The organism is Pseudomonas sp. GW822-FHT04C11, assembly GCF_058800905.1.
In genome coordinates, this window is record NZ_JBXAMS010000018.1 from 117,310 (window position 1) to 141,396 (window position 24,087).

The following is a 24,087-nucleotide window of genomic DNA, read 5'->3' on the forward strand; positions in this document are numbered from 1 at the left end:
GTACACGGGCATTGAGCTCATGCTTGTCGACAGCCCCATCGAAACGAGTTTAAAGATCATCCAACGTTACCGGGACCGGGGTTTCGTGGATTCGAGCCCGAACCAGCTCGGTAAGCTCAAGATCGTCCAAACGTTCCACCATGGACTCGAACTCCTCGGTGGGCACCATGTAGCCCATCACCCGGTTGCGATAGAGCACGGCAACCGACCCACCGTTTGCACCGCTGAGTACGGCAGACGGGTTCTTCTTCAATTCGGAAACGCTGACAGCCTTGTCGGCCAGAACACGTTGCATCATCAAGACCTCTATTCAGACCGTTAATCTGGTCTATCGCTCCCTGTTAAACAACCCCAGAAAAAACTGACAAACACAGTGTTCCCTCAGATTTTTTTACATTTCGCCCTTTTCTCTCAGCTTTTTTTACACCCCCCGTCCCTTCCTCAGCAGCACATCCAGTTGATCCACCACCTCCGCCCAATCGGAATCGTCGAGGATGTCTTCGCGCAGGAAGTCCGCCTGGCTCTTGGTCCAGAAAAACGCGTCGGCCAGGTGCAGCTCGGGTTTGAGTGGTGAGTGAGTGGCGATGAATTTGTCGATGCTTTCGGCGTCGTCGGGCAGGCCGAGTTGTTTGAACAGGTTGGGGAGGCTGTGGGTAGGTGATTCCATGGAAATTGGCTCCTGCGTTTTTAGAGGTCGGGGGGACTGCTTCGCAGTCCATCGCGGGCAAGCCACGCTCCCACACACGGCGGTTTCCTGTGGGAGCGCGGCTTGCCCGCGATGGCGGCGGTGCTTTCACCGCCAATAATGTAATGGCTACTGACTCAACTCGCATACCTCGGCATGAGGCACCATTTTCAGGTACTGGTCCATGCTCAAGTGTACGAGGTTGTTGTGGTTGCCGGCTTCGACGTAGATCTCTTTCTGGCGGGTCAGCATCGGGTCGATGACCATGTCCAGGCCATAGGATTCGCCCAGGGCCGGAACGGCGCCGCGTTCACAGTCGTTGAACAGGTGGGCCAGGGTGCTTTCGCGGGTGACTTGCCATTCACCGCTGCCACGCACTTTGGTCAGGTCCAGATGTCGGCTGGCTGGCAACACGGCCATCAGGTAGTGGCCGTGGTGGTCGTCGAGGATCACCGATTTCGCCACGCGCTCAGCAGGAATGCCCGCGACCCGGGCGGTTTCCAGGCTGCTGGCCGAATGTGGGTGAGAGACTACGTCGAATTCGCAGTGCGCCTCTTCCAGGCTGCGCTGCACGGTTCTTGCCATACGCATGATGCACCTCGGTGTCCGTCGCAAGGCGGGCGGACGATGATTAAACAGGTTGGCGTCTCCTCTAAAGTCTAGGCCTGCTGCCGGTACCCGGTGATAAATCTGCTCACTGGAAACTCGCAAAAAATGATCAAGAATCATCCAGCCAAAGGCTCAACTAGACTATAAGCAGGGCCACCGTGTGGCTCGCGGACGGATGACTCTCCTGGAGGGTCAAGTGAACACTCGCTGGTGGTATGTGGTTGCGCTGTTGTTGGGTTTGAGCGGATCGGCTTTCGCGACAGACACGGTTGTGGTGGTCGTCCCCAACCCGCTTGGCGTCTGGCTGATGATGGTGGGTATCGCGCTGCTCGTGGCGGAGGTGGTGCTGCCCAATTACGGTGTGGTCGGGCTGGGCGGCATCACGATGTTCGTGATCGGCGCGGTGATGGTGAGCAATGCCGACGTCCCTGCGCCACTGATCATCGGTCTTGGACTGATCAGCGCCCTGCTGTTGATCGCCCTGCTGTTCCACGCGCTGAAAACCCGACCGCGCCACATTGTCAGTGGCGATGCCGGGCTGCTCGGCAGCGTCACGCAGGTGACCGCGTTGCAGGGTCACAACACGCACAAGGGCTGGGTGCATTTGCAAGGTGAACGCTGGCAGGTGCACTGCAAGACACCCTTGCATTCCGGGCAACGGGTGCGAGTGGTGGCACGCAAGGGAACGCTGCTGGAAGTGGCCGCGGCTGACGCGGCGCCGCAAGGAGAATGATCATGGGTCTGCAACTGGGTTTTGCCGCGCTGCTGGTGCTGATGATTGCACTGGCAGGATCGACCTTCCGCATCCTGCGCGAATACGAGCGCGGCGTGGTGTTCCAGCTCGGACGCTTCTGGCAGGTCAAGGGCCCGGGGCTGATCCTGTTGATTCCGGTGGTGCAGCAAATGGTTCGGGTCGATCTGCGGACCGTGGTGCTCGACGTACCGCCGCAAGACGTGATCACCCGCGACAACGTCTCGGTGAAGGTCAACGCCGTGTTGTACTTCCGTGTGCTCGACTCGCAGAAAGCGATCATCCAGGTCGAAGACTTCCTCATGGCCACCAGCCAACTGGCGCAAACCACCTTGCGGGCGGTGCTCGGTAAACATGAACTGGACGAATTGCTGGCCGAACGCGAGCGCTTGAATTTCGACATCCAGCAAGTGCTGGACGCCCAGACGGATGCCTGGGGAATCAAGGTCGCCAACGTCGAGATCAAGCACGTCGACCTCAACGAATCGATGATCCGCGCGATCGCCAAACAGGCCGAAGCCGAACGTGAACGGCGGGCGAAAGTGATCCACGCCGAAGGTGAATTGCAGGCCTCGGAAAAGCTCATGCAAGCCGCCGAAATGCTCGGTCGCCAACCCGGCGCCATGCAGTTGCGTTACATGCAGACCCTGAGTTTGATTGCTGGCGACAAGAGTTCGACTATTGTCTTCCCGCTGCCGATCGAATTGCTCAAGGGCATGGCGGAATTGTCGTCGAAGAATTGAGCTGTTGTTTCACCTGCGGCGAGGGAGCTTGCTCCCGCTCGGCCGATCCACGTTCGGGCGAAGCCGTCGTTATTCAGCAGACGAGGTGCGCCTGACAAAATACCGTTGCCAGTTCAGGGCCGCTCCGCGGCCCAGCGGGAGCAAGCTCCCTCGCCACAAGAAGCGGTTCGCCATTGCTCTAATGCTTCGTATGGCCCGCGCGCCCAACACTCAACGCGTTCTCTGAGCTGAGCCGAAGCCTCTTGTTGTTTGCCTTCGCTGTCGGCCACAAACGTTTCGGCCGGTTGTTTGGCGTGCTGACTCACGGCGCTGAACACGCAGGTCCGCTGCTCGGCATTCAACGCAAAAAACGCCGCCAAACGGCCCTCCATGGCGCCCGGCAACTCACGATAGTTGACCGCCAGTCCGGCAAATTCGTGGCAACGTTCAACGCCTAATTGCAGCAGTTTGCCCAAGCGCCGCGCGATGAAATCCTCTCGCCCCTCGAATGCTGCCCCATAGTCCAATGCACTGGTGCCGATCAGCCCTGGCACCATGTGCAGGCCCGGACGACGCAGGTGTGAGACGGCGATTTCCAGCGGATCGCGGTAGACAAACAACCAGGGCGTATCAGGGAAACACTCACGCAACCGCTTCAGCTCACCGATGTTCCAGGCGTCCAGCTTGATCACCAAGCGTTGTTCCACACCTCGGCGCGGCTGGCCATAGGCCGAGAGCAAACCGCGAATCGCCGCGTTGCGTTCTGCAGGCGGAAGTTCGCTGCGTAGCAAGGCATCCAGAGGTGGTGGTTCGGAAATGACGATGTGGTTGTCGAGTTGCGCCAGCATCTGGCTGATCAGCGTCGAGCCACAGCGCGAGGCGTGAAAAATGAACGCACTCGGCACCAGCCCAAGGCTGATCGTCTGCCAATCACTTAGCGTTCTCAGCGGCGTTTGACGGCGGAAGGCCTGGTTGAACGGCAGGCGCAGCGCCTCCTCCACCGCATCGCGGAAAAACGGCTGTCGCAACGGCTGATCACCAAACCAGCACCAATCGACCCGCCACTCCCCGGCCTGCTGCCAGACGCGAATCGGCAACCAGCCGTCGAGGTTCAGGCGCTGCATTGTTCATTCCATTGGCGACGGCCATTGCGCATCGCAGCACGCAACTCTTCACGGGAGAACGCCAGGCCATGTTCGGCAGCCAGCTTCAGGGTGGTGGCGATAAAGGTTTCGTTGTCGGTCACGCCCTGCAAGCTCTTGCAGAGCTGCGGATCGTTTTCCAACAGCCGTCGAAACTGTGCCAGCGCTTGCGCTGCATGACCGACGCCAGGCGCCGGCGTGGTTGAAACGCCCTCGACAATCGCCTGTTCCAACCAAGGGTCGGGCCTGCAATCGATCACCAGATGCACCCGCTCGCGGCTATCGCGATTGTCGACGCTGTGAGGCCGCGACAGGTCGAGAAACCAGCATTCGCCGGCCTCCATCGGCATCCGCAAACCGTCGAGCAGAAAGTCGACGTTCGGTGGGCTGAGTAATGGAATATGCAGCCGCAGATCGGCCTCTGGCCCCTCAAGGTCATAGTCGCGGTGCTCGTGAATCCGACTGCCGGGCCCCAGCTTCAGCAATCTTGCCGAGACGATGTCCAACGGTAATTCCTGCAATGCACGCTGCCATCGACCATCGAGCAGCCACGGCGCTCGCAACACCGGTTTTCCATGGCCAGGGGATAGCTCCGTCAGCGCATCAGCCGCGCTGATCAGCGCCACCCCGCTCCAGTCGCCACTGAAATAGTGGCTGTTGAAATGGCTATGCCAGTCGCTGTCCTTGATTTGCGCCAATGCCTGCAACAGTAACGGCAGAGGCACCGTCACCGGCAGGCGGGAAAACGCCGGTCGAGTCATCGGTGCGGTAGCACCGCGCATTCGCCGAGCCAGGTCAGTAAGCGATCGAGGCAGGCGTCCACCGACAGCACGCCGGTGTCGAGCACCAACGCCGCCGACGCGGGTGGCTCGTAAGGTGCGGAGATACCGGTAAAGCCCGGCAGTTCACCGCTGCGCGCACGGGCGTAATGACCTTTCGGATCACGCTGCTCGCAAACGTTGAGCGCAGCACTGCACCAGACTTCGCGGTAGTCCTCACCCAAACGCCGGGCGAAGATTTCTCGCAGTTCAACCAACGGCGCAATCATCGCCAAAATAACGATTTGCCCATTCTCCACCAGCAACGCTGCGACCTCGCTGGCGCGGCGGATATTTTCCTGACGATCCTTGTCGGCAAACCCGAGGTCGCGATTGAGCCCGACCCGCAGTCCATCGCCATCGAGCACCAGGCTGTGTAGGCCGCGTTCGAACAACGCGGCGTGCAGTGCCTGGGCCAGGGTCGACTTGCCTGCCGCCGGTAAACCGGTCAGCAGGATCGCCGCTCCGCGATGGCCATGGCGCTCTTCGCGTTGCGCCCGGCTGATGCTGGCCGTGGGCGCCAGCAGATTACTTGCTTTGGACATGGGCTGTCGGCACCGTGATGTTGCCGGCGGCCCACGCATCCTCGCGGCTGGCCAGTTCCGTGGCGATCGACTGCACTTGGGTCGACTGCACCTGATCCGGCAGTGGGTCGAGCCCGGCACTGGCGAAGATCTGCCCGTAAGCGTTGCGCAAATCCGCGTACGACAGGTCGCGGCGCAGGTCGGCTTGCAGGGTGTTCAGTTCGCCCTGGATCAGCTCCAGTTCGCCGATGCCCGCGGCCTGATGACGGTTACGCAACTGGCCAAGAATCTGCCCGTCGATGTTCGACAGCTGCTGGTTGGTCTCGAACTGGCGCAGCGCTTCGCGGTAGTTGGCGTTGGCCACGTAGAGCTGCGCCAGCACCGCGATCGACATTGCCTGACGGCGTGCCTTGGCCACTTCTTCACCGGCCTTGGCCACGTCGATGGCGGCCGGGGCGGAAATCACGTTGAACAGGTTCCAGGTGATTTTTACCCCGTAGTCGGCCCACTTGTCGTTGACCAGAAACGAGTTGCTGTCGTAATGCCCGCCAGCCGAGAGTTCCAGCCCCGGCAGCAGCCGCAGCATGGCTTTGCGGGTTTCGGCGGTGCTGATGCGCGTCTGATAATCCTGCTCGCGCAGTTCCGGGCGGCTGGCCAGGGCTTCCTGCTCAAGGCTGGCCATGCCGACCTTGAGTTCCGGAATCGGGTAATCCTCCGGCGTCGCCAACGTCAACTCGGTGCCCATCGGCAGGTTGATCAGGGTCGCCAGTTCGGTTTTCGCCAGCGACAGTGCCCGCCGCTGTTCTTCGAGCTGGCGCGTGGCTTCGATCAGCGAACGTTGGTAACCCAAGGCCTGCACCGGGTCGCCAATACGCTGCTCGCTCATGCTCTGGCTGTTGTCGCGCGCGGCATCGACCCGCGCCATCAGGCTATCGATCTGCTTGAGCAGGCGTTCAGCGGCCACCGCCCGCCAATACGCCGAGCGCACGTCCTGAACGATGGTATTGATGACCTTGCGCCGGCGTTCCTGAACGATCAGCCGTTGATCGCCCTGCTGCTTGGCGTTGATGTAGCTGACGCCGAAGTCGAGGACGTTCCAGACCATGGTCAGGTCGGCGACTCTGCGGTCGCGGTCCTGTGAGGTCGAAGGTTCCAGGGACTGGGTGCCGGTGCGCACGCTCTGGCTGCTGGAGGCGCTGGTGTTGTTTCGCCCCACGTAACCGGCGTCCAGGGCCATGCGCGGCAGCATGTCGAAGCTGGCGAGGTCGAGTTGGCGCTTGGCCAACGCCTCTTCCATGATTTTCAACCGGCCCTCAAGGTTGTATTTCACTGCGCGGGCCATGGCTTGATGCAGCGTCAGTGGGCCGCTAAGGGGCTCCTGATCCTTGTACATGCTCGCCAAATCGCTTCTGGCGCGCTGCTCGCTGACACTGCGTTCAATCGGCTCACTGGTTACCGCACATCCGCTGATTGCAAGCGCCAGCAGGCTGGCGCCGAATAGTTTCTGACTTTTTTTCATCCTTGGACCGCCCCTAGGTACCGCACAATTTCAGGTTTTTAGTCAGGCCTGCATTTCGCTGATGCCAACCTGTTGCAACGCTGCAGCCAACGCCTGGATCTGCTGCTTCTCGGCGTTTTCAAGTTGTTGAAGTTGCTCGCCCAAGGTCAGTGCGCCATAGACACCGTGCAGGCCTTGAGCGGCATCGCCGCCGTGCTGGATCGACTTGTCGCCGAACGCATTGAACGAACTGTCGCCATTGCCCGACTCATGACTGAACAGACTCGACAGCGTGCTGCTGCCAAACACCCCGCCATCACCCCCGCCAAAACCCAGGAAGCCGTGAGCGGAGCCATTCCCGCCGCTGTCGCTGCTAGTGAACACCTGAGCGATATAGCTGGGGCTCAGTGCGCCGCGGTTGATGAAAATATCCCCCAGTGGGCGGATGCCATCGCCCAATACCCGCTGTTCGAACAACGGCGCAAAAGTCAGCGGTGAGCCGAGATTGCCGGTCGGCGGTGCGAAGACAATCGGCTGCAACGGTATGTTCGGAGTACTTTGCGGCGGTGTCGGGTCGCTGACCAAGACCACGACGGCCGGCACCGTGTTGACTGTGAAATTGTTGGAGATCGCGACCCCAGTACCCGCGTTCCCGGCGCGGTCGGTCACGTTGCTGGAGTCCAGCCCGATGAAGTTGGTCGCATCGCTGATGTTGGCCGCCGGGGTCAGGGTGGCAGTCCAGGTCTTGCCGCCGTTGCTGCTGCTCAGGTTGGTGAGGGTGCCATTGGCCACGCTGATGTCGGACAAATCGAAATGCTTCACCGCCTCGCTGAAGCTGAAGGTCACCTGCGAGGTCTGCCCAACGCCCAGGTTCGGGTTGGCGACGACGATGGTCGCGGTGGGGCGATCACTGTCCAGAGCGTAGTTGTTGGAGATGGCCAGCCCCGTCCCGGCATTACCTGCGGCGTCGTTGACATTGCTGTTGTCGAGCACAATCAGGTTGCTGGGGTCGGTCACGTTCGCCGTCGGCGTGAACGTCGCGGTCCAGGTCTTACCGCCATCACTGCTGGCCAGGTTGGACAACGTGCCGTTGGTCACGCTCAGATCGGACAGGTCAAAACCGCTTACCGCTTCGCTGAAGGTGATGGTCACCCCCGAGGTCTGACCGATGCCCAGCAGCGGTTTGGCCACCACAATGCTTGCCGTTGGACGTTGCGTGTCGATGGCGTAGTTGTTCGAATCTGTGGTGCCCACACCAACGTTGCCAGAGGCGTTGTGCACCCCCGTGTTGTCCAGGGTGATCAGGTTGGTGGTGTCGGTAATATTCGCGGCCGGGGTGAAGGTCGCGGTCCAGGTAATACCGCCATCGCTTGAACTGACCGCGCTCAACGTACCGTTGGCGATGGTCAAGTCGGCGTTGGTGAACCCGCTGACCGCCTCGGAGAAGGTGATGGTCACCAATGAGGTTTCGCCCACCTTGATTGCGTTGTCGGCCACCACGATAGTCGCCGTTGGACGCACGGTGTCGATGGTGAAGTTGGCGGAATCGGTGGTGCCGCTACCGGCGTTACCGGCCAGGTCGGCCACTCCGGTGTTGGCCAGGGTGATCAGGTTGGTGGTGTCTTTTATGCCGGCAGTCGGGGTGAAGGTGGCCGTCCAGGTGATGCCTCCATCGCTGCTGCTGACGCTGGTCAGGGTGCCGTTGGGCACGCTCAGGTCACTGTTATCGAATCCAGTCACCGCTTCGCTGAAGGTGATGGTCACCAACGACGTTTCACCGACCGTGAGGGTACCGTCAGCTACAACAATGGTCGCGGTCGGACGCGCGGTGTCGATCGCATAGTTGTTCGAGTCGGAGGTCCCGCTACCGGCGTTGCCAGCCAGATCGGCCACGCCGGTGTTGTCCAGGGTGATCAGGTTGGTCGCATCGGTGATGCTGGCGCTCGGGGTAAAGGTCGCCGTCCAGGTGATCCCGCCGTCGCTGCTGCTCACGGCGCTGAGGGTGCCGTTGGCGATCGTCAGGTCGGCGTTGGTGAAACCGGTCACCGCCTCGCTGAAGGTGATGGTCACCAGTGAGGTTTCACCGATTTTCAAGGCGTTGTCCGCGACCACGATGGTCGCCGTTGGACGCTGGGTATCGATCGCGTAGTTGTTGGAATCGGTGGTGCCGCTGCCAACGTTACCAGAACCATTCTGCACGCCGGTATTGTCCAGGGTGATCAGGTTGGTGGTGTCAGTGATGGCGCTGGTCGGGGTAAAAGTCGCCGTCCAGGTGATCCCGCCATCGCTGCTGCTGACCGCGGTCAGCGTGCCGTTGGCAATCGTCAGGTCGGCGTTGGTGAAGTCGGTCACCGCCTCGCTGAAGGTGATGGTCACCAGCGAGGTGTCACCGATTTTCAAGGCGTTGTCGGCCACCACGATGGTTGCCGTTGGACGCACGGTGTCGATGGTGAAGTTGGCGGAATCGGTGGTGCCGCTACCCGCGTTGCCGGCCAGATCGGCGACGCCAGTGTTGGCCAGGGTGATCAGGTTGGTGGTGTCTTTTATGCCCGCAGTCGGGGTGAAGGTGGCCGTCCAGGTGATCCCGCCATCGCTGCTGCTGACCGCGCTCAGTGTGCCGTTGGGGATCGTCAGGTCGGCGTTGGTGAAGCCGGCCACCGCCTCGCTGAAGGTGAAGGTCACCAAAGAGGTTTCACCGGCGGCCAGCGTCGGGTCGGCAAACACAATGGTGGCGGTCGGGCGCTGACTATCGATAGCGTAAGTATTGGAATCGGTGGTTGCGACACCGGCATTACCGGCCAGGTCGGCAATCCCGGTATTGTCCAAGGTGATTACGTTGCCGCTGTGGGTGATGCCGTTCACCGGCGTCAGTGTGGCGGTCCAGGTCACACCGCCATCGCTGCTGCTCACCGCACTCAACGTACCGTTGTCGATTGTCAGGTCGGCGTTGGTAAAACCGGTCACCGCTTCACTGAAGGTGATGGTCACCAACGAAGTCTGGCCGATCCCCAGCGCGGTGTCCGTCACCACGATGGTCGCCGTCGGACGCTGGGTGTCGATGGCGTAGTTGTTGGAATCGGTGGTGCCCGCGCCGACGTTGCCGGAACCGTTCTGCACGCCGGTGTTGTCCAGGGTGATCAGGTTGGTGGCGTCGGTAATGGCGCTGGTCGGGGTGAAGGTCGCCGTCCAGGTCACACCGCCATCGCTGCTGCTGACCGCGGTCAGCGTGCCGTTGGCAATCGTCAGGTCGGCGTTGGTGAAGCCGGTCACCGCCTCGGAGAAGGTGATGGTCACCAGTGATGTATCGCCCACTTTAAGTGCGTTGTCGGCGACTACGATGGTCGCGGTCGGCCGCACGGTGTCGATGGTGAAGTTTCCGGAGTCGGTGGTGCCGCTGCCGGCGTTACCGGCCAGGTCGGCCACGCCGGTGTTGGCCAGGGTGATCAGGTTGGTGGTGTCTTTTATGCCCGCTGTCGGGGTGAAGGTGGCGGTCCAGGTGATCCCGCCATCGCTGCTGCTGACTGCGGTCAGTGTGCCGTTGGGGATCGTCAGGTCGGCGTTGGTGAAGCCGGTCACCGCCTCGGAGAAGGTGATGGTCACCAGCGAGGTTTCACCGGCGGCTAGCGTCGGGTCGGCCAGCACAATGGTCGCGGTCGGGCGCTGACTATCGATAGCGTAAGTATTGGAATCGGTGGTCGCGGTACCGGCGTTGCCGGCCAGGTCGGCAATCCCGGTGTTGTCCAGGGTGATCACATTGCCGCTGTGGGTGATGCCGTTCACCGGCGTCAGGGTGGCGGTCCAGGTCACGCCGCCATCGCTGCTGCTCACCGCGCTCAGCGTACCGTTGTCGATTGTCAGGTCGGCGTTGGTAAAACCGGTCACCGCTTCGGAGAAGGTGATGGTCACCAACGAGGTTTGACCGATTCCCAGCGCGGTGTCTGTCACCACGATGGTTGCCGTCGGACGTTGGGTGTCGATAGCGTAGTTGTTCGAGTCGGTGGTGCCGCTACCCGCATTACCGGCCAGGTCGGCGATCCCGGTGTTGTCCAGACTGATCAGGTTGGTCGCGTCGGTGGTGCTGGCGTTCGGGGTAAAGGTCGCCGTCCAGGTGATACCACCATCGCTGCTGCTCACGGCGGTCAGCGTGCCGTTGATAATGGTCAGGTCAGCGTTGGTGAATCCAGTCACCGCCTCGCTGAAGGTGATGGTCACCAGTGAGGTGTCGCCAATCTTCAGCGCGTTGTCGGCCACCACGATGGTCGCCGTCGGGCGTGCGGTGTCGATGGCATAGTTGTTCGAATCTGTCGTACCTGTGCCCGCATTACCCGACAGATCGGCGATTCCAGTATTGGCCAGGGTGATCAGGTTGGTCGCGTCAGTGGTGCTGGCGCTCGGCGTAAAGTTCGCGGTCCAGGTGATCCCGCCATCACTGCTGCTGACAGCGGTCAGTGTACCGTTGGTAATCGTCAGGTCGGCGTTGGTGAAACCAGTCACCGCCTCGCTGAAGGTGATGGTCACCAGCGAGGTGTCGCCGATTTTCAACGCGCTGTCCGCGACTACGATGGTCGCCGTCGGGCGTACGGTGTCGATGGCATAGTTGTTCGAATCGGTAGTCCCGCTGCCCGCATTACCGGCCAGATCGGCGATCCCGGTGTTGTCCAGGGTGATCAGGTTGGTCGCGTCAGTGGTGCTGGCGCTCGGCGTAAAGGTCGCGGTCCAGGTGATGCCGCCATCACTGCTGCTGACGGCGGTCAGTGTACCGTTGGTAATCGTCAGGTCGGCGTTGGTGAAACCGCTCACCGCCTCGCTGAAGGTGATGGTCACCAGCGAGGTATCACCGATTTTCAGGGCGTTGTCCGCGACCACGATAGTCGCCGTCGGGCGCACGGTGTCGATAGCGTAGTTGTTCGAGTCGGTGATGCCGCTGCCGGCGTTGCCGGAACCGCCCTGCACACCGGTATTGTCCAGGATGATCAGGTTAGTCGCATCGGTAGTGCTGGCACTCGGGGTAAAGGTCGCGGTCCAGGTCACACCGCCATCGCCGCTGCTGACCGCGCTCAGCGTGCCGTTGGCAATCGTCAGGTCAGCGTTGGTGAAGCCGGTCACCGCCTCGGAGAAGGTGATGGTCACCAGTGATGTATCGCCCACTTTAAGTGCATTGTCGGCGACCACGATGGTCGCGGTCGGGCGCACGGTGTCGATGGTGAAGTTGCCGGAATTGGTAGTTCCGCTACCGGCGTTGCCGGCCAGGTCGGCCACGCCAGCGTTGGCCAGGGTGATCAGGTTGGTCGTATCGTTGATGCCCGCAGTCGGGGTGAACGTGGCCGTCCAGGTGATACCCCCATCACTGCTACTGACCGCGGTCAGCGTGCCGTTGGGGATCGTCAGGTCGGCATTGGTGAAACCGGTCACCGCCTCGGAGAAGGTAATGGTTACCAGCGACGTTTCACCGGCCATCAGGGTGCTGTCGGCGACCACGATGGTGGCGGTCGGACGCTGGGTGTCGATGGCGAAGTTGTTTGAGTCGGTGCTGCCGCTGCCAGCGTTGCCGGCCAAATCGGCGATCCCGGTGTTGTCCAGAGTAATCAGGTTAGTGGCGTCGGTAGTGCTGGCGCTCGGGGTAAAGGTCGCCGTCCAGGTGATACCGCCGTCACTGCTGCTCACCGCGGTCAGTGTGCCATTGGCAATCGTCAGGTCGGCGTTGGTGAAGCCGGTCACCGCCTCGCTGAAGGTGATGGTTACCAGCGAGGTGTCACCGACTTTCAAGGCATTATCCGCCACCACGACCGTTGCGGTCGGGCGTACGGTGTCGATAGCGTAGTTGTTCGAGTCGGTGATGCCGCTGCCGGCGTTGCCGGAACCGCCCTGCACACCGGTATTGTCCAGGATGATCAGGTTAGTCGCATCGGTAGTGCTGGCACTCGGGGTAAAGGTCGCGGTCCAGGTCACACCGCCATCGCCGCTGCTGACCGCGCTCAGCGTGCCGTTGGCAATCGTCAGGTCAGCGTTGGTGAAGCCGGTCACCGCCTCGGAGAAGGTGATGGTCACCAGTGATGTATCGCCCACTTTAAGTGCGCTGTCGGCGACTACGATGGTCGCGGTCGGGCGCACGGTGTCGACGGCATAGTTGTTCGAATCGGTGCTGCCGCTGCCGGCGTTGCCGGCCAGATCGGCGATCCCGGTGTTGTCCAGGGTGATCAGGTTGGTGGTGTCGGTGATGCTCGCGGTCGGGGTGAAGGTCCCGGTCCAGGTGACCCCGCCGTCACTGCTACTGACCGCGCTCAGCGTGCCGTTGGCAATCGTCAGGTCGGCGTTGGTGAAACCGCTTACCGCCTCGGAGAAGGTGATGGTTACCAGCGACGTTTCACCGGCCATGAGGGTGCTGTCGGCGACTACAATGGTCGCCGTTGGCCGCACGGTGTCGATGGTGTAATTGTTGGACGTGCTGGTGCCAACCCCGGCTGTGCCCAGCGACACGCTCTGGACACCGGTGTTATCCAGGGTGATCAGGTTAGTGGTGTCAGTAATGGCGTTGGTCGGGGTGAGCGTCGCCGTCCAGGTAATACCGCCGTCACTGCTACTGACCGCGCTCAGCGTGCCGTTGGCAATCGTCAGGTCGGCGTTGGTGAAACCGGTCACCGCCTCAGTGAAGGTAATGGTCACCAGCGAGGTCTGGCCGATGTGCAGGGCGCTGTTTGCCACCGCGATGGTAGCGCTCGGTGTCGGTGCATAGGCGGTGTTCACGGTGCCGCCGTCGTTGAAGATATTGTTCACGGCCGCCACGCTGGCACCGGTACTACCGCCGCCCAGCGCCGGACCGCCGGAGCCACTGCCGCCGACGTTAGCGGACAGCGCCGCGAAGTTGGCGGCGGTCATCAGTACCGTACCTTTGTTCCAGATCGCACCGACGCCTTTACCGGCTGCACCACCGGAGTCGGCGGAACCGCCCAGGCCACCACCGCCGCCACCGCCACCACCGGCGGCGATGTTGCCGGAAATCACCGAGGTGCCAATAACCGTCAGGGTGCCGCTACTGGCGTTGTAAATACCACCGGCAGCCGACGCCCCGGCCCTGCCGGGCTTGTCCCAACCGGAGCCGCCACCGCCACCGCCGATGGAAATCGTGCCGTTGTTCGCCGTACCGCCCGCGCCACCGCTGCTGTAGTTGGCAGCCCCTACGCCGCCCGCGCCACCGCTGCTGCTACCGCCGCGACCGCCCATGTAGTTGGGGTTGTAGCCGCCACCGTTACCGCCCGTGTTGGCACTACCACTCGTACCGCCGTACACACCCGTGCCGAAACCGGAGGTGCCACCATGACCGCCGCTTTGCCCGCCCAACGCACCGCCACCGCCGCCACCGCCGCCGACCGCGCCACCGACGTAAGGTGAGGTGACCCCGCCACCGCCACCGCCGCCCGAAGCAGCGTTGCTGGTCACGGTGACGTTCTTGAGAGTCAGGTTGCCGGCGTTGAAAATACCACCGCCCATGGACGCCGTGCCGTCCGTACCGGCGGCAGCACCATTGCCGGCCACCAGGCCTTGTTTGATGATCAACCCGTCGAGGGTCGCAGTGACCCCGGAAGCGACCTGAAGCACCCGGGTCTTGTACTGACCATTGAGGGTCACATCGGCAATGCCGTCGTGGTTCAGGTCACCTTCCAGCGTGACGTTCTTGGTAATGGTCAGTTGCGAATTCAGATTGACCGTCATGGTGGTGCTGAACGTCACCGTGTCACCCACCACCGAATCGCTCAGCGCCTGGCGCAATGAGCCGACCCCACTGTCACCGTTGTTGGTGACCGTCAGGGTCGCCAGGCTGTACTGATACGCAGCCATGGACTGGGCCGACAGCACGTTATGGCTCTCGATGCTGCCGGTGGCGATTTCCAGATCCCAGTCACCGCTCACACCGGTACGGTTGTTCGACGCGGCGATATCACGCCCGGTAAGTTGCGCCAGCGAGTCGACAAAGCTGATACCCTTGTCGCCTGCAGCGGTGTTACAGGCGTAGATCAAAATGTCGCCGCCGACGTTCATGTCATTGCCGATGCGCGCCAGCACCGCGCTGCGAGCCGCCACGTTATCGGCCGACAGGTAAGTGTCGCCCAGCCACAAGTCGCCGCTATTGCCGTGGGCGATGATTTCCACGGTACTCACGCCGTGGTGGGTATCCAGATAATCGGCGATTTGTTGCAAGCCGTCCTTGGTCGCGTCGAGCTGGACCACCTGGGTGCCAGGCGCCACACCTTTGAGCAGGCTATCGGCGTCCTTGATGCGCGAATCGACGAACACCACGCTCTGACCGGGCACCGCGGTGGGCGTCGCAGCGGGCGCGGGCGTAGCCGCTGACGAGTTGTCCGCTTGGCCGTGGGTGTCCTTGCTGGCCACCGGGTGGTCGGCAACCGGTGCCTTGGCAGCGTCCGCCGTGGCGTGGCTGTCAGCTTGGGCGGCAGTATCGGCAACCGTGGCCGCCACTGCGCCGTCGAACAGCATTCGCGGTTCCAGGGGCATGATCATTGGCGATGCCAGAACGCGTGCGCCTTGGAATGTTTGCGACTTGCCTTTGCTCCACCACATGCTGCTCACCCGGATTCGAACTTTTATTACCGCGCAAATAAAAACGCCGCAATCAACTGATAGCGGCGTCGGCTTTCATGCGAATAACGTTGGCGGCGCTGGCTGAGCCATCGTGCCAAAAGGACAATTCTGCGTATTTGTCGAACAGGTCCGGCGGCAGGATCGTGCGCCGAGGCTCCAGTGCGACCGAGCGCTTGACCTTGTGCAGCCCCGATACCCCGAGTGCCTGGTCGAATTCCGGCGCATCGTAGGCGAGGTTGTTGAAATCGTGCTCGAACCAGGGTTCGCCAATGAAATCGTAGATCAACCGCATGACCCGGTCAGGCGCCTGGCTCAGCAGGTCGTAATCGACGATCAGAAGCGAGTCGGCGTTTTCGCCGTAATAAGCCTCTTTCAGCGCGGTCCAGGCAAAGCCCACCAGACGATTGCGCTGGGCCAGGGTTTCACAACGACTGTAAACGGTATGGCGCTCGATTTCGTCATTGAACAGCTTGGTGTTCTCGAACGGATTGGCGCGGTACAGACGCTCAAGGCTGTCCATCACCCAGGCGACATTGCGCACACAGGCAATGGTTTTGGCCTCGGGAAACAGTTCCCGTAGCGCAGGCTGACGCGAGCACCATTGGCGATTGGTATCGAAGATAACGGGAGTATCTGCCTGATCGGCATAGAAGGAGTCGAACAGACCGCGCAATAGACGACGGCGTAGCGGAGTGTCGATCACCGCGCCAAATTCGCTGCCGGCACTGCATTGCTCCAGGACGCTGGTGAACAGCGAGCCGACGGGGCTGGTCATGCCGGCATGGAAACGCGGGTTCTGCAACAGAATTGCAGAAAGCAGGGTCGAGCCCGAGCGCGGCAAGCCGGAGATAAAGTGGAATTTCTGCAATCCCTTCACCGTAGTCGTCAGTCCTTTGTAGGACAAAGCGTAGCCTACGATTTTGGATCCGACTAGTGGGCTTTTGATATCAAATCGGAGCAAAAACCTTGTAGAAGGTGTGGCTGTAACGAAATCGGACAGAGTGAAACGTTTAAGCTGATCAAGTACGGTCTTCAGCTGTAACGCGCTTCTGTAGGAGCGGGGGGGCGCCTAGCTCTTGCCCGCGATGGGTGCGCCGCGATACTTAAGACATACCGCGTCATCGTTCATCGCGGGCAAGCCTTGCTCCTACGGATTTACAGGTTATTTTTTGGGGCTGTTGATGACAAACAACCGCGCCCGCGCATTGCCGGCGACTTTTTCGCTGATCTTCTGCCAGTCGGCGGGCAACGGTGCGAACTCATCAGGTTGGTCAGCGGTGCTGAACAACCACACACGGTGCGTTTCGGGCGGCAGATCGGTGAGCCGATCGAGGTAAATCTTGTCGGCGGCTTCCTCTACCAGCGTACCGAAACCGTAGGCATTCGGGCGACTGGACGTGCCATTGGCCAGGGGCGGAGTAAAGAGCCGCGGCTGGACGACGGTGCGATCGTAGTAGACGTACGGCATGTACCAGAGCAGATCGCTGATGACGACCTGATCACCCGGCTCGTAATGCTGATTGATGAACTCCACTGTCACATTGAGCTGGTCATTTGGATCGACCGTCGCGTTGTTTTTCAGGCCCACCCCTTCAATACCGATAAACAGCACGAGAAATGCCAGGGCCAGCACCCGAGCTCCTTTTTTCAGGCCATCGACGCTCAGGGCCATGATCAATGGCAGCCCCAGCGCGTAGGCCGTCACGTAGCGCTCGATAAACACCGGCGAAATGAACGACACCAGGAAAACCAGCACCAGCGGCACCACCGCGTAAATCGCCAGCAAGGCGCTCCAACGGTAGACGCTACGATCACGCAGTACCGTCAGCACGATCACACCCAGCAACAGCACCGGCAGTGCGAAAAACACCGACCTGGGCAGGAAGTCATCATCGCTCTGGATCATGAAGGTCCAGACCATGGACGGCAAAGAGCTAAGAGTGACCGGATCTTCCCAGCCCACATCGCCGCTGGCCTTGAGTTCCGGCATATGCTGAACCAGGCTCAGCAACTGCGGGAACCACGGTAGAAACAGCAGCACGATCGCCGCATTGGTCAGCCACCAGCCCGGGCGGTTGATGTGCCGCAACCGCTCGCCTGGCTGCACCCGCAGCACCAGCAGGTACAACCAATGGGCAATCACGCACAGGGCCGTGAAGTAGTGGGTGTAAAACCCGGCGGCCATCAGCACTGCATAGATCACCAGATACCGTGCACGCTGGGGCTGTTTGACCCAATACACCAGTGCAATGGTCGCGCCGAGCAGCAACACGCCCAGCAGCGAATACATCCGCACTTCCTGGCTGTAACGCACCGCCGAGGGGAATAGCGCCAGCAACAACCCGGCCAGCAACGCCGCCCGCGGGTTGGCGATCAACCGTACCAGCCAGACGCCCATAGCCACCGTGGCGATCCCCGGCAGCGCACTCAAGCCGCGAATCGAGAGCATGCTGTCGCCAAACAGTTCGATCCAGCCATGCAACACCATGAAGTAGAGCGGTGGATGCACATCACGGGCCGCGTGGAACCAGATCCCGGCCAGATCGTACTGGCTCATCAGCAGGCTGGAGCCTTCATCGCCCCAAATCGCCGCGGCTGTCAGGTCGTAAAACCGCACGAACGCCGCCAACAGCAAAATTGGCCAGATCCCGTAATCGGTCAGCCATTGAAACAGACGCGCCGAGGCCGCCAGCCGAGTGCGCGCAGCACACGCATCAGGCTTGCCGGCAAGCTCTGTTTCTCTTCGGTATTCCATCTGTCCCCCTGGGTGATTGATAAGGCCCTATAAGGCTTGGACCTCGAATTGGGTGTGGATGCTGCCCCATTCCCTGCACGCACGCAATGTAGCGGCATTCGTCTTTGCGGCTACGCTGATCGGTGGTCGGCAGACACGCCGGCCTCCTCCAAAAAACACAGGGATAACAACCATGGAAGTGTTTACCGGAACCATCCAGACCTTCGCTTTCAACTATCCTCCCAGCGGCTGGGCGTTGTGCAACGGGCAGACCATGCAAGTCGGCCAGTTCCAGGCGCTGTTCGCCTTGCTCGGCACCAATTACGGCGGCAACGGCACGACAAACTTCATGCTGCCGGACCTGCGCGGTCGCCTGCCTTTGTGTCAGGGGTTGGGCTTGAACCTCACTCCACGGGTGATCGGCACCGCCTCCGGCGCCGAAAAAACCTCTGCCACGGTGAGCAACCTGCCCATTCACACACCCACGGCGACCGCCGTCGGCACTCCTAACCTGACGGCCAGCACCACCGTCAACCTGGCCAGTGTCGCTGCCACCCCCGCGAGCGTGCCCTCAACGACCAATGCCTTTATCGGTGCCTCCAGCGGCGGCCCGGGCACGGCCAATATTTACTCCACCGCACAGGGCACTGCGCCCGTGCCGCTGCAAGGTGTCAGCACCTCCGTTGGCGGCACCGTCAACGTCGCCGTCTCCGTAGCGCCCATCGGCGGTGGCGTGCCCATGGACACGATGAACCCGTTCCTGGTGCTGAACTTCAGCATGTGCCTCAACGGTCTTTTCCCGTCTCGCAACTGAACATGCCGCCGGGGCCCAAGGCCCCGGCTCTTTACTTTTCTGGAGCCAGGCCATGCAGCAACAGGTCAACAGCGATCATTTTCGACAGCTATTGGAAACACCCACCAGGCTGTACCTGGAGGATGGCAGCGAACTGTCGGTGATCATCGAATTGGTAGAAGACGTACCAAAGGCACGCTTGTCAGAGGGCAGCCGAATGCCTTTTGGCGTGACCTTGAGCAGCCCGGACCTCACTTCGTTCGTCGATGGACTCTGTGCGATCGACTTGCCTGGGCTGGGCCGCATCGAAGGCATATTCGTATCGCGCACCCTGGCCCTGGGGCGCGACGCAAGCCGGGCGTATTTCTACATCACCTTCAACTGACCAGAATCTGCGGCTGGCCGGGATACCAGACCAGGCGTTCAGCCGCGACACTTTGCTCCTCGACCTGAAACCCCAGCGCCAGATAATGCTGGCGCGCATGGGGGTTACTGGCCCAGACCACCGTGCTCACCGGGCAGCGCACCTGTTCGGCGGCTTTTTGCACGCCTTGCAGCACCGTACGGCCATAGCCCTTGCCGCGGGCCGACGGAATGAACGCCAGGTACAGGACACGAATTTCGTTGCTGCCAAACTCGGCGCTCAAGGCGCCAATCGGGGTGTCGAGTTTCTCGACCACATAATGCATCGCGTTGGGGAAGCGCTCCCCGGTGCCCTGCTCCTGCACCCGAAACTGCTGGGCGATGACTTCCTCGACCAGCTCGCGTTCGCCGTCGATCCATTGCAGATCGGGGCGCGCCGCATGATAGAGGCTTTCCAGAAACGGCCCATCGGTTGCCCGTGAAGGGCGCACCACCAGACCGTCTGCGGCATTCGCATTGTTGTTCAGCATCGTGATGCTCCTTGCGCTAAAAACCACTCTCCCTCACGCCCAACGCCGCCAATCGGCGCCAGGCGGTGCCCAGCAATGATTCACTGCGACCCTGCAACACCACCACGCCGCGCAATGGCTGCACCGGGGTGACAATGCCGTCGAGCACCTTGAGCCGCACCGCGTATTGTGCTTGCACAGGCTCGGCGCGCTGGCTCTGATCGCGGCGCACGGCAATCGGCCCGTGGTGGTCGGAGGTCAGCGCTTCCTGATCGACAACCGCCGCGCCGTTGGTGTCGATTTCAGTCAACTCGACCGCCACCGCCGGGTGCATCGGGTCCTCGGCGATAAACCGTCCCGTCGCACCGGGTGCAACCCGCCACAGCTCGGCTTCGGCCAGATAACCGCGTAGCCGCGCGCCCTCTTCGACAACCCGGGCCAGCGTCTCCTTGGGTGACAACCAGCGGCCAACAGCCAGTTGCGGCAGCAGATCGCGCACCTGACCGGCCTGGGGCGCCCGCAGCAGCAGGCGCTCGCGCTGCGCCGCCAAACCGCGATATTCGGCCACCGCCTCTGCCAGCCGCTGTTCGACGATACCGGCATCGGCGGCGGTTTCGCTGCGTCCGGCCTGACGGCGCATCTGCAATTGCTGGATCTCGATTTCCCGGCGCGCGATGGCCTGACGCGAGTCCAGGTCCGGCGACTCCAGCTCGATCAACACATCGCCCTGGGCGACGATCTGCCCGTCGTGGACATTCAACTGTTTGACCCGAGCCGCCACCGGCGCATGCAAGGCACTGACCCGGCCAGCCTCGAGCATGCTCGGCAATTCCACCGCGCTGCGCCATGGCAGCACCAGCACGGCAATCACCGCCAGCAATCCCAAACCACTGAGCAACGCCCGCGGTGCATGGGCCTGTTCGCGGCGGCTCCACCATTCGCGCCATTCACGCGCAATTGGCAGGAAGATGAACCACACCAACTCGACCATCATCAGGAAGATCCCCAACAATTTGAAGAACAGGTGATACACCGCCAGCGCAATCCCGAAAAACAGCACCGCGCGCCACAGCCACGAGCCGTATCCCCACCACAGCAAACGCCGCTGCATCGACGGCGACCAAGGCTCCGGGGCCGGCGCGCCGTAACCGAACAGCGCCTCGCGCAATCGCCAACGACACAAGGCAAATGCCCGGCCCTGAAGGTTGTCCACTTCCCAGAAGTCGCTGAGCAAAAAATAACCATCGAAGCGCATGAACGGGTTCAGGTTGACCGCAAGCGTAGTGAGCCAGGTCGCGCTGGCGAGCATGAACGCCGCCGTCCGCGCCGGCCCGTCCGGCAACAGCGACCAGGCGAGCAAGGCGACACACGCCAGCAGCAACTCGGCGAGCACCCCGCCCGCGCCGATCAGCAACCGCGCGCGCCGATCATTGACCCGCCAGGCGTCACTGACGTCGGTGTAAAACATCGGCAGCAGCACCATGAACGCCACCCCCATGCTCTGCACCCGACAACCGGCGCGCTTGGCCATGAAGGCGTGGCCGAACTCATGACAGAGCTTGGCAAAGAACAACGCCACCCCGAACGCCAACGCACCGCCAAGACTGAACAAGTGCGGGAAGGTCGCGATAAAGCGCTGCCAGTCCCGCGATACCAGAAATACCCCCAGACCCAGGGTCAGCGGCAAACCATAACGCAGTGCTCCAGGACCAAAACGCGCGAGCCATGGCCAGGCACGATTGAGGAAAGCGTCGGGGCGCCACAGTGGAATCCGGAAGAACAGGTATTGGTGCAGCAAGATCTGCCAGACACTCTGACGTTGTGCCGCGGCCTTGAGGCCATAACTGTCGCGCTGTTGCGGGTCAAGGGCGGAAATCAGGTCGTGGGCGCGCAGAAAACTCAGCAACTGCTCAAGCTCAGCAACGTCCAGAGGCAAGCCCGGTTCGCGATTGGCGGCGCGCAGCACTTGCTCGGGATCGCCCAAAGACCAATGACGCAGCAAGCGCATGGCCGCGGCACCGAGCTTGAAGTAGCGCCCACGCAGCGGGTCGGCCAAGGTCCAGCGCGGTGATCCGTCCAGCGCCGGGGCGGCCATCTGCAACTGTAAATCGGCACGCAGGCTGGGCAATGTCATCTAGAGACCTACACTTTGGCGCAAGCCGGCCAGCGGCTTGCGCAACAGGTACAGCGCCAGCGGCGCGCGATCGCCGAAGATTTTCGCCGTACCGCGCAAGCCGATACGCGGCGGCGCGGCCTCGAAACTGGCATCGAGCCGATACGCCAACTGGCCACCGGCCGTCGGTTGCGCTTCATAGGCCGAGCGTTCGAGTCTGGCCGAATGCCGTTGCAACGGATCGCTGTCGAGAAACAGCGCCACCTGCGCGCCCGACTCCAGTGCAATCGCATCACCCACCGCCAGTTCGATGCGCAACTCCGCCTGGCTCGGGTCGGCGATTTCCATCAGCCGCTCGCCGGTCTGCACCGGTTTGCCGGTCCAGCGTTCGGCGTCGGCGAACACCGCAATGCCATCGCGCTCGGCACGCACTTCGCTGCGTTTGAGCAGTTCATGGGCGTAATCGCGTTCGGCACGCTTCTGCTCGACCCGTGCGGCCAGCAAATCAATTTTCGAACTCGACTCGGCGTCGGTAAAGGCGCGCTGGGCGTTGGCCTTGAGCTCGGCTTCTGCCACACCCAAGGCCCGATCGGCGACATCCGCCTGGGCTTTGAGTGTGGTGCCTTCGAAACGCAGCAACAGGTCGCCGGTCTTCACGCTTTGGTTGGGTTTGACCAGGAACTCGGCGATTACCCCATCCAACGGTGCCGCCACCACCCGACCGCCGAGCGGCACGACTTCGGCCGGCGCCAGCACCGACTGGCGTACCGGAATCAACAAGCCCAGCACCAGCACCGCCGCCAAGGCGACCTGACGTTTGCGGGTCCAGCGCAAGCGCCACGGTTGACGCGGTTGCAGCGCCAGCCAGGCGTGACTGTAGGTGTCACCGAGTTGCGACAACAGCACTTGCTCGGACGGATTCCACGGTACATCGCGAGCCAGCCACACACCGCCGAATACCTGGCCCTGGCGATCAATCAGCGGCAGCCAGAACACCTGAGCGGCAGAAAGACTTTGCCAGTCGGCCTGAATCGGGCCGCTTAACGCAGAGGCCGGTATAACCCGCGCCTGCTTCACCAGCTCGAGCTTGAACAACTGCGCCACCGCTTGCTCGACGAACGCTACAAACGGCGCATTCGGTTCCACGGCACTGACACCGGTGATCGCCCGCACCTTGCCGGCGATCAACAGCGCCGCGTGACGAAAGCCGAACAAGGATTGACCGTCATTGGCCAGGCTGTAAGCCAGTTGGTCGGCAGTGCGCGCGGCGCGAGTCTGGCGCTCCAGCTCCAGAAAGCGCGCGAAGACCTGCTCGGCGCCACCCGTGACGGGCGCGTTCATTTGAGCTCCGCGAAGCGCGCCGTGCCGCTCATCCCGGCCAGTAAGCCACTGGCGTTGGGCACCGTTGCGACCAGCAGCAAGGTCTGGCTGCCTTCGTCGATTCGCGCGCCGAGGCGTTTGACCGTGGCGGCGATGGGCTGGCCGGTTTCATCGGGAACGAAGCTGAAGGTCTGTCCGGGCTTGAGTTTGCCCATCCAGCGCGAGGGCACCAGCAGGTGGATTTCCAGGCTACGGTTGTCGACGATGTCCAACAGCGGCGCACCGGCGGCGACGCTTTCATAACGCTGAACCTTGCGTGCGACGACCTGGCCGTCAAACGGCGCGACGACGCTGCAGCGTTTGACCTGAACCTGATACACCTGAGATTGCGCCTGGGTTTCGCTGAGTTTGGCTTCGGCTCGCGCCACTTCAAAACGCCCAACCGAGTTCAACGAAGCGAGTTGTTTGTTGTGCGCCAACTCTTCGCCGGCACCCCGGCTGGCGGCCTGTGCGGCGTTGAGCTGCGCCTGAAAGGCCGAGCAATCGAAACGCGCCAGGGTGTCACCCTTCTTAAAGGACTCGCCTTCACTGAACGGCAACTCGACAATTCTGCCGGGCAGTTCACTGGCAAGCACCGCTTGATCGCGAGCACGCAACACACCGCGGGCTTCGCTGCTGGTTGTGGCATGACTGCCTGTGCTGGTGCTTTCCAGGAGCGGATCGTCTGGCACGGGCGTTTGCGCCTGTGATACGCCTGCCAGCCCGATCAAACCTAACGCCAAACCACGAAAACGCCGCATAGCCATGTCTCCCTGACAGATGGTCGGAGTCTAAGACAGCTTCGACCAGCGTCAAGCAATTAGCCATCACTGCCCGAAATTGCGGCTCGGCACTGCAAATTCGAGATC

Annotated in this window: 18 protein-coding genes; 4 read left to right on the top strand and 14 right to left on the bottom strand. The window is 61.9% G+C overall.

The window, feature by feature from the left end:
- Positions 1 to 49: 49 nt before the first annotated feature.
- The 3 genes from AC1RJ3_RS24745 to AC1RJ3_RS24755 form a co-directional block, all read right to left on the bottom strand.
- Positions 50 to 295, bottom strand: a complete 246-nt coding sequence (locus tag AC1RJ3_RS24745; RefSeq protein WP_103319493.1) for a type II toxin-antitoxin system Phd/YefM family antitoxin — start codon at positions 293 to 295, stop codon at positions 50 to 52.
- A 126-nt stretch (positions 296 to 421) separates the two neighbouring features.
- On the bottom strand, positions 422 to 667 hold the full coding sequence (locus AC1RJ3_RS24750; protein ID WP_019691148.1) for a DUF2789 domain-containing protein: 246 nt from the start codon (positions 665 to 667) through the stop codon (positions 422 to 424).
- A gap of 147 nt (positions 668 to 814) precedes the next feature.
- On the bottom strand, positions 815 to 1,276 hold the full coding sequence (locus AC1RJ3_RS24755; RefSeq protein WP_054595018.1) for an aminoacyl-tRNA deacylase: 462 nt from the start codon (positions 1,274 to 1,276) through the stop codon (positions 815 to 817).
- Between the two features lie 214 nt (positions 1,277 to 1,490).
- Here AC1RJ3_RS24755 and AC1RJ3_RS24760 point away from each other — a divergent pair, with 214 nt between their 5' ends.
- The gene (locus AC1RJ3_RS24760) at positions 1,491 to 2,027 is read left to right on the top strand and encodes an NfeD family protein (protein WP_054595017.1); all 537 of its coding nucleotides are present in this window, start codon (positions 1,491 to 1,493) and stop codon (positions 2,025 to 2,027) included.
- 2 nt (positions 2,028 to 2,029) lie between these two features.
- Complete coding sequence (locus AC1RJ3_RS24765; RefSeq protein WP_493081016.1) at positions 2,030 to 2,788, top strand: slipin family protein; 759 nt, start codon at positions 2,030 to 2,032, stop codon at positions 2,786 to 2,788.
- 113 nt (positions 2,789 to 2,901) lie between these two features.
- Here AC1RJ3_RS24765 and AC1RJ3_RS24770 read toward each other — a convergent pair whose 3' ends face one another.
- The 7 genes from AC1RJ3_RS24770 to AC1RJ3_RS24800 form a co-directional block, all read right to left on the bottom strand.
- On the bottom strand, positions 2,902 to 3,891 hold the full coding sequence (locus AC1RJ3_RS24770; RefSeq protein ID WP_493081018.1) for a sulfotransferase family protein: 990 nt from the start codon (positions 3,889 to 3,891) through the stop codon (positions 2,902 to 2,904).
- Positions 3,879 to 4,670: an aspartyl/asparaginyl beta-hydroxylase domain-containing protein gene (locus AC1RJ3_RS24775; protein ID WP_493081060.1), complete on the bottom strand. Its 792-nt coding sequence runs from the start codon at positions 4,668 to 4,670 to the stop codon at positions 3,879 to 3,881. Before AC1RJ3_RS24775 ends, AC1RJ3_RS24770 begins: the two co-directional genes overlap by 13 nt.
- A complete protein-coding gene (cysC, locus tag AC1RJ3_RS24780) occupies positions 4,667 to 5,272 on the bottom strand; it encodes an adenylyl-sulfate kinase (protein WP_103319487.1) in 606 nt (201 codons plus the stop codon). The genes AC1RJ3_RS24775 and cysC overlap by 4 nt, the downstream gene beginning before the upstream one ends.
- Positions 5,256 to 6,770: a TolC family protein gene (locus AC1RJ3_RS24785; protein WP_054595013.1), complete on the bottom strand. Its 1,515-nt coding sequence runs from the start codon at positions 6,768 to 6,770 to the stop codon at positions 5,256 to 5,258. The genes cysC and AC1RJ3_RS24785 overlap by 17 nt, the downstream gene beginning before the upstream one ends.
- A 42-nt stretch (positions 6,771 to 6,812) precedes the next feature.
- The gene (locus tag AC1RJ3_RS24790; protein WP_493081021.1) at positions 6,813 to 15,326 is read right to left on the bottom strand and encodes an Ig-like domain-containing protein; all 8,514 of its coding nucleotides are present in this window, start codon (positions 15,324 to 15,326) and stop codon (positions 6,813 to 6,815) included.
- A gap of 52 nt (positions 15,327 to 15,378) precedes the next feature.
- Positions 15,379 to 16,224 carry a sulfotransferase family protein gene (locus tag AC1RJ3_RS24795; RefSeq protein ID WP_103319940.1) on the bottom strand — a complete coding sequence of 282 codons (846 nt, stop codon included), beginning with the start codon at positions 16,222 to 16,224 and terminating at the stop codon, positions 15,379 to 15,381.
- A 285-nt stretch (positions 16,225 to 16,509) separates the two neighbouring features.
- Positions 16,510 to 18,102 carry a glycosyltransferase family 39 protein gene (locus tag AC1RJ3_RS24800; protein ID WP_493081023.1) on the bottom strand — a complete coding sequence of 531 codons (1,593 nt, stop codon included), beginning with the start codon at positions 18,100 to 18,102 and terminating at the stop codon, positions 16,510 to 16,512.
- Between the two features lie 172 nt (positions 18,103 to 18,274).
- Here AC1RJ3_RS24800 and AC1RJ3_RS24805 point away from each other — a divergent pair, with 172 nt between their 5' ends.
- Both AC1RJ3_RS24805 and AC1RJ3_RS24810 read left to right on the top strand, forming a co-directional pair.
- Positions 18,275 to 18,895 (top strand): phage tail protein, encoded by a 621-nt coding sequence (locus tag AC1RJ3_RS24805; protein WP_054595009.1) that lies wholly within the window; start codon positions 18,275 to 18,277, stop codon positions 18,893 to 18,895.
- A 52-nt stretch (positions 18,896 to 18,947) separates the two neighbouring features.
- Positions 18,948 to 19,259 carry a DUF6916 family protein gene (locus AC1RJ3_RS24810; RefSeq protein ID WP_054595008.1) on the top strand — a complete coding sequence of 104 codons (312 nt, stop codon included), beginning with the start codon at positions 18,948 to 18,950 and terminating at the stop codon, positions 19,257 to 19,259.
- Here the strand turns inward: AC1RJ3_RS24810 and AC1RJ3_RS24815 are convergent.
- From AC1RJ3_RS24815 to AC1RJ3_RS24830, 4 genes are read right to left on the bottom strand one after another with little or no spacing between them, the layout of a single operon-like run.
- Positions 19,252 to 19,767 (bottom strand): GNAT family N-acetyltransferase, encoded by a 516-nt coding sequence (locus AC1RJ3_RS24815; RefSeq protein ID WP_347928553.1) that lies wholly within the window; start codon positions 19,765 to 19,767, stop codon positions 19,252 to 19,254. The two genes, AC1RJ3_RS24810 and AC1RJ3_RS24815, sit on opposite strands and share 8 nt — an antisense overlap.
- Positions 19,768 to 19,783: 16 nt before the next feature.
- Positions 19,784 to 21,880, bottom strand: coding sequence for an efflux RND transporter periplasmic adaptor subunit (locus tag AC1RJ3_RS24820; RefSeq protein WP_493081026.1), 2,097 nt, complete (start codon positions 21,878 to 21,880; stop codon positions 19,784 to 19,786).
- Positions 21,881 to 23,200, bottom strand: coding sequence for an efflux RND transporter periplasmic adaptor subunit (locus tag AC1RJ3_RS24825; protein ID WP_493081028.1), 1,320 nt, complete (start codon positions 23,198 to 23,200; stop codon positions 21,881 to 21,883).
- The gene (locus AC1RJ3_RS24830) at positions 23,197 to 23,979 is read right to left on the bottom strand and encodes an efflux RND transporter periplasmic adaptor subunit (RefSeq protein ID WP_347928550.1); all 783 of its coding nucleotides are present in this window, start codon (positions 23,977 to 23,979) and stop codon (positions 23,197 to 23,199) included. Before AC1RJ3_RS24830 ends, AC1RJ3_RS24825 begins: the two co-directional genes overlap by 4 nt.
- Positions 23,980 to 24,087: the final 108 nt, after the last annotated feature.

Bases quoted from the DNA above. Each gene is read 5' to 3' on its own strand.
- AC1RJ3_RS24750 (WP_019691148.1), bottom strand. From the start codon at position 667: ATGGAATCACCTACCCACAGCCTCCCCAACCTGTTCAAACAACTCGGC.
- AC1RJ3_RS24755 (WP_054595018.1), bottom strand. From the start codon at position 1,276: ATGCGTATGGCAAGAACCGTGCAGCGCAGCCTGGAAGAGGCGCACTGC.
- AC1RJ3_RS24825 (WP_493081028.1), bottom strand. From the start codon at position 23,200: ATGAACGCGCCCGTCACGGGTGGCGCCGAGCAGGTCTTCGCGCGCTTT.
- AC1RJ3_RS24775 (WP_493081060.1), bottom strand. From the start codon at position 4,670: ATGACTCGACCGGCGTTTTCCCGCCTGCCGGTGACGGTGCCTCTGCCG.
- AC1RJ3_RS24790 (WP_493081021.1), bottom strand. From the start codon at position 15,326: ATGTGGTGGAGCAAAGGCAAGTCGCAAACATTCCAAGGCGCACGCGTT.
- AC1RJ3_RS24830 (WP_347928550.1), bottom strand. From the start codon at position 23,979: ATGCGGCGTTTTCGTGGTTTGGCGTTAGGTTTGATCGGGCTGGCAGGC.
- AC1RJ3_RS24800 (WP_493081023.1), bottom strand. From the start codon at position 18,102: ATGGAATACCGAAGAGAAACAGAGCTTGCCGGCAAGCCTGATGCGTGT.
- AC1RJ3_RS24820 (WP_493081026.1), bottom strand. From the start codon at position 21,880: ATGACATTGCCCAGCCTGCGTGCCGATTTACAGTTGCAGATGGCCGCC.
- AC1RJ3_RS24765 (WP_493081016.1), top strand. From the start codon at position 2,030: ATGGGTCTGCAACTGGGTTTTGCCGCGCTGCTGGTGCTGATGATTGCA.
- AC1RJ3_RS24770 (WP_493081018.1), bottom strand. From the start codon at position 3,891: ATGCAGCGCCTGAACCTCGACGGCTGGTTGCCGATTCGCGTCTGGCAG.
- AC1RJ3_RS24785 (WP_054595013.1), bottom strand. From the start codon at position 6,770: ATGAAAAAAAGTCAGAAACTATTCGGCGCCAGCCTGCTGGCGCTTGCA.
- AC1RJ3_RS24805 (WP_054595009.1), top strand. From the start codon at position 18,275: ATGGAAGTGTTTACCGGAACCATCCAGACCTTCGCTTTCAACTATCCT.
- cysC (WP_103319487.1), bottom strand. From the start codon at position 5,272: ATGTCCAAAGCAAGTAATCTGCTGGCGCCCACGGCCAGCATCAGCCGG.
- AC1RJ3_RS24815 (WP_347928553.1), bottom strand. From the start codon at position 19,767: ATGCTGAACAACAATGCGAATGCCGCAGACGGTCTGGTGGTGCGCCCT.
- AC1RJ3_RS24745 (WP_103319493.1), bottom strand. From the start codon at position 295: ATGCAACGTGTTCTGGCCGACAAGGCTGTCAGCGTTTCCGAATTGAAG.
- AC1RJ3_RS24810 (WP_054595008.1), top strand. From the start codon at position 18,948: ATGCAGCAACAGGTCAACAGCGATCATTTTCGACAGCTATTGGAAACA.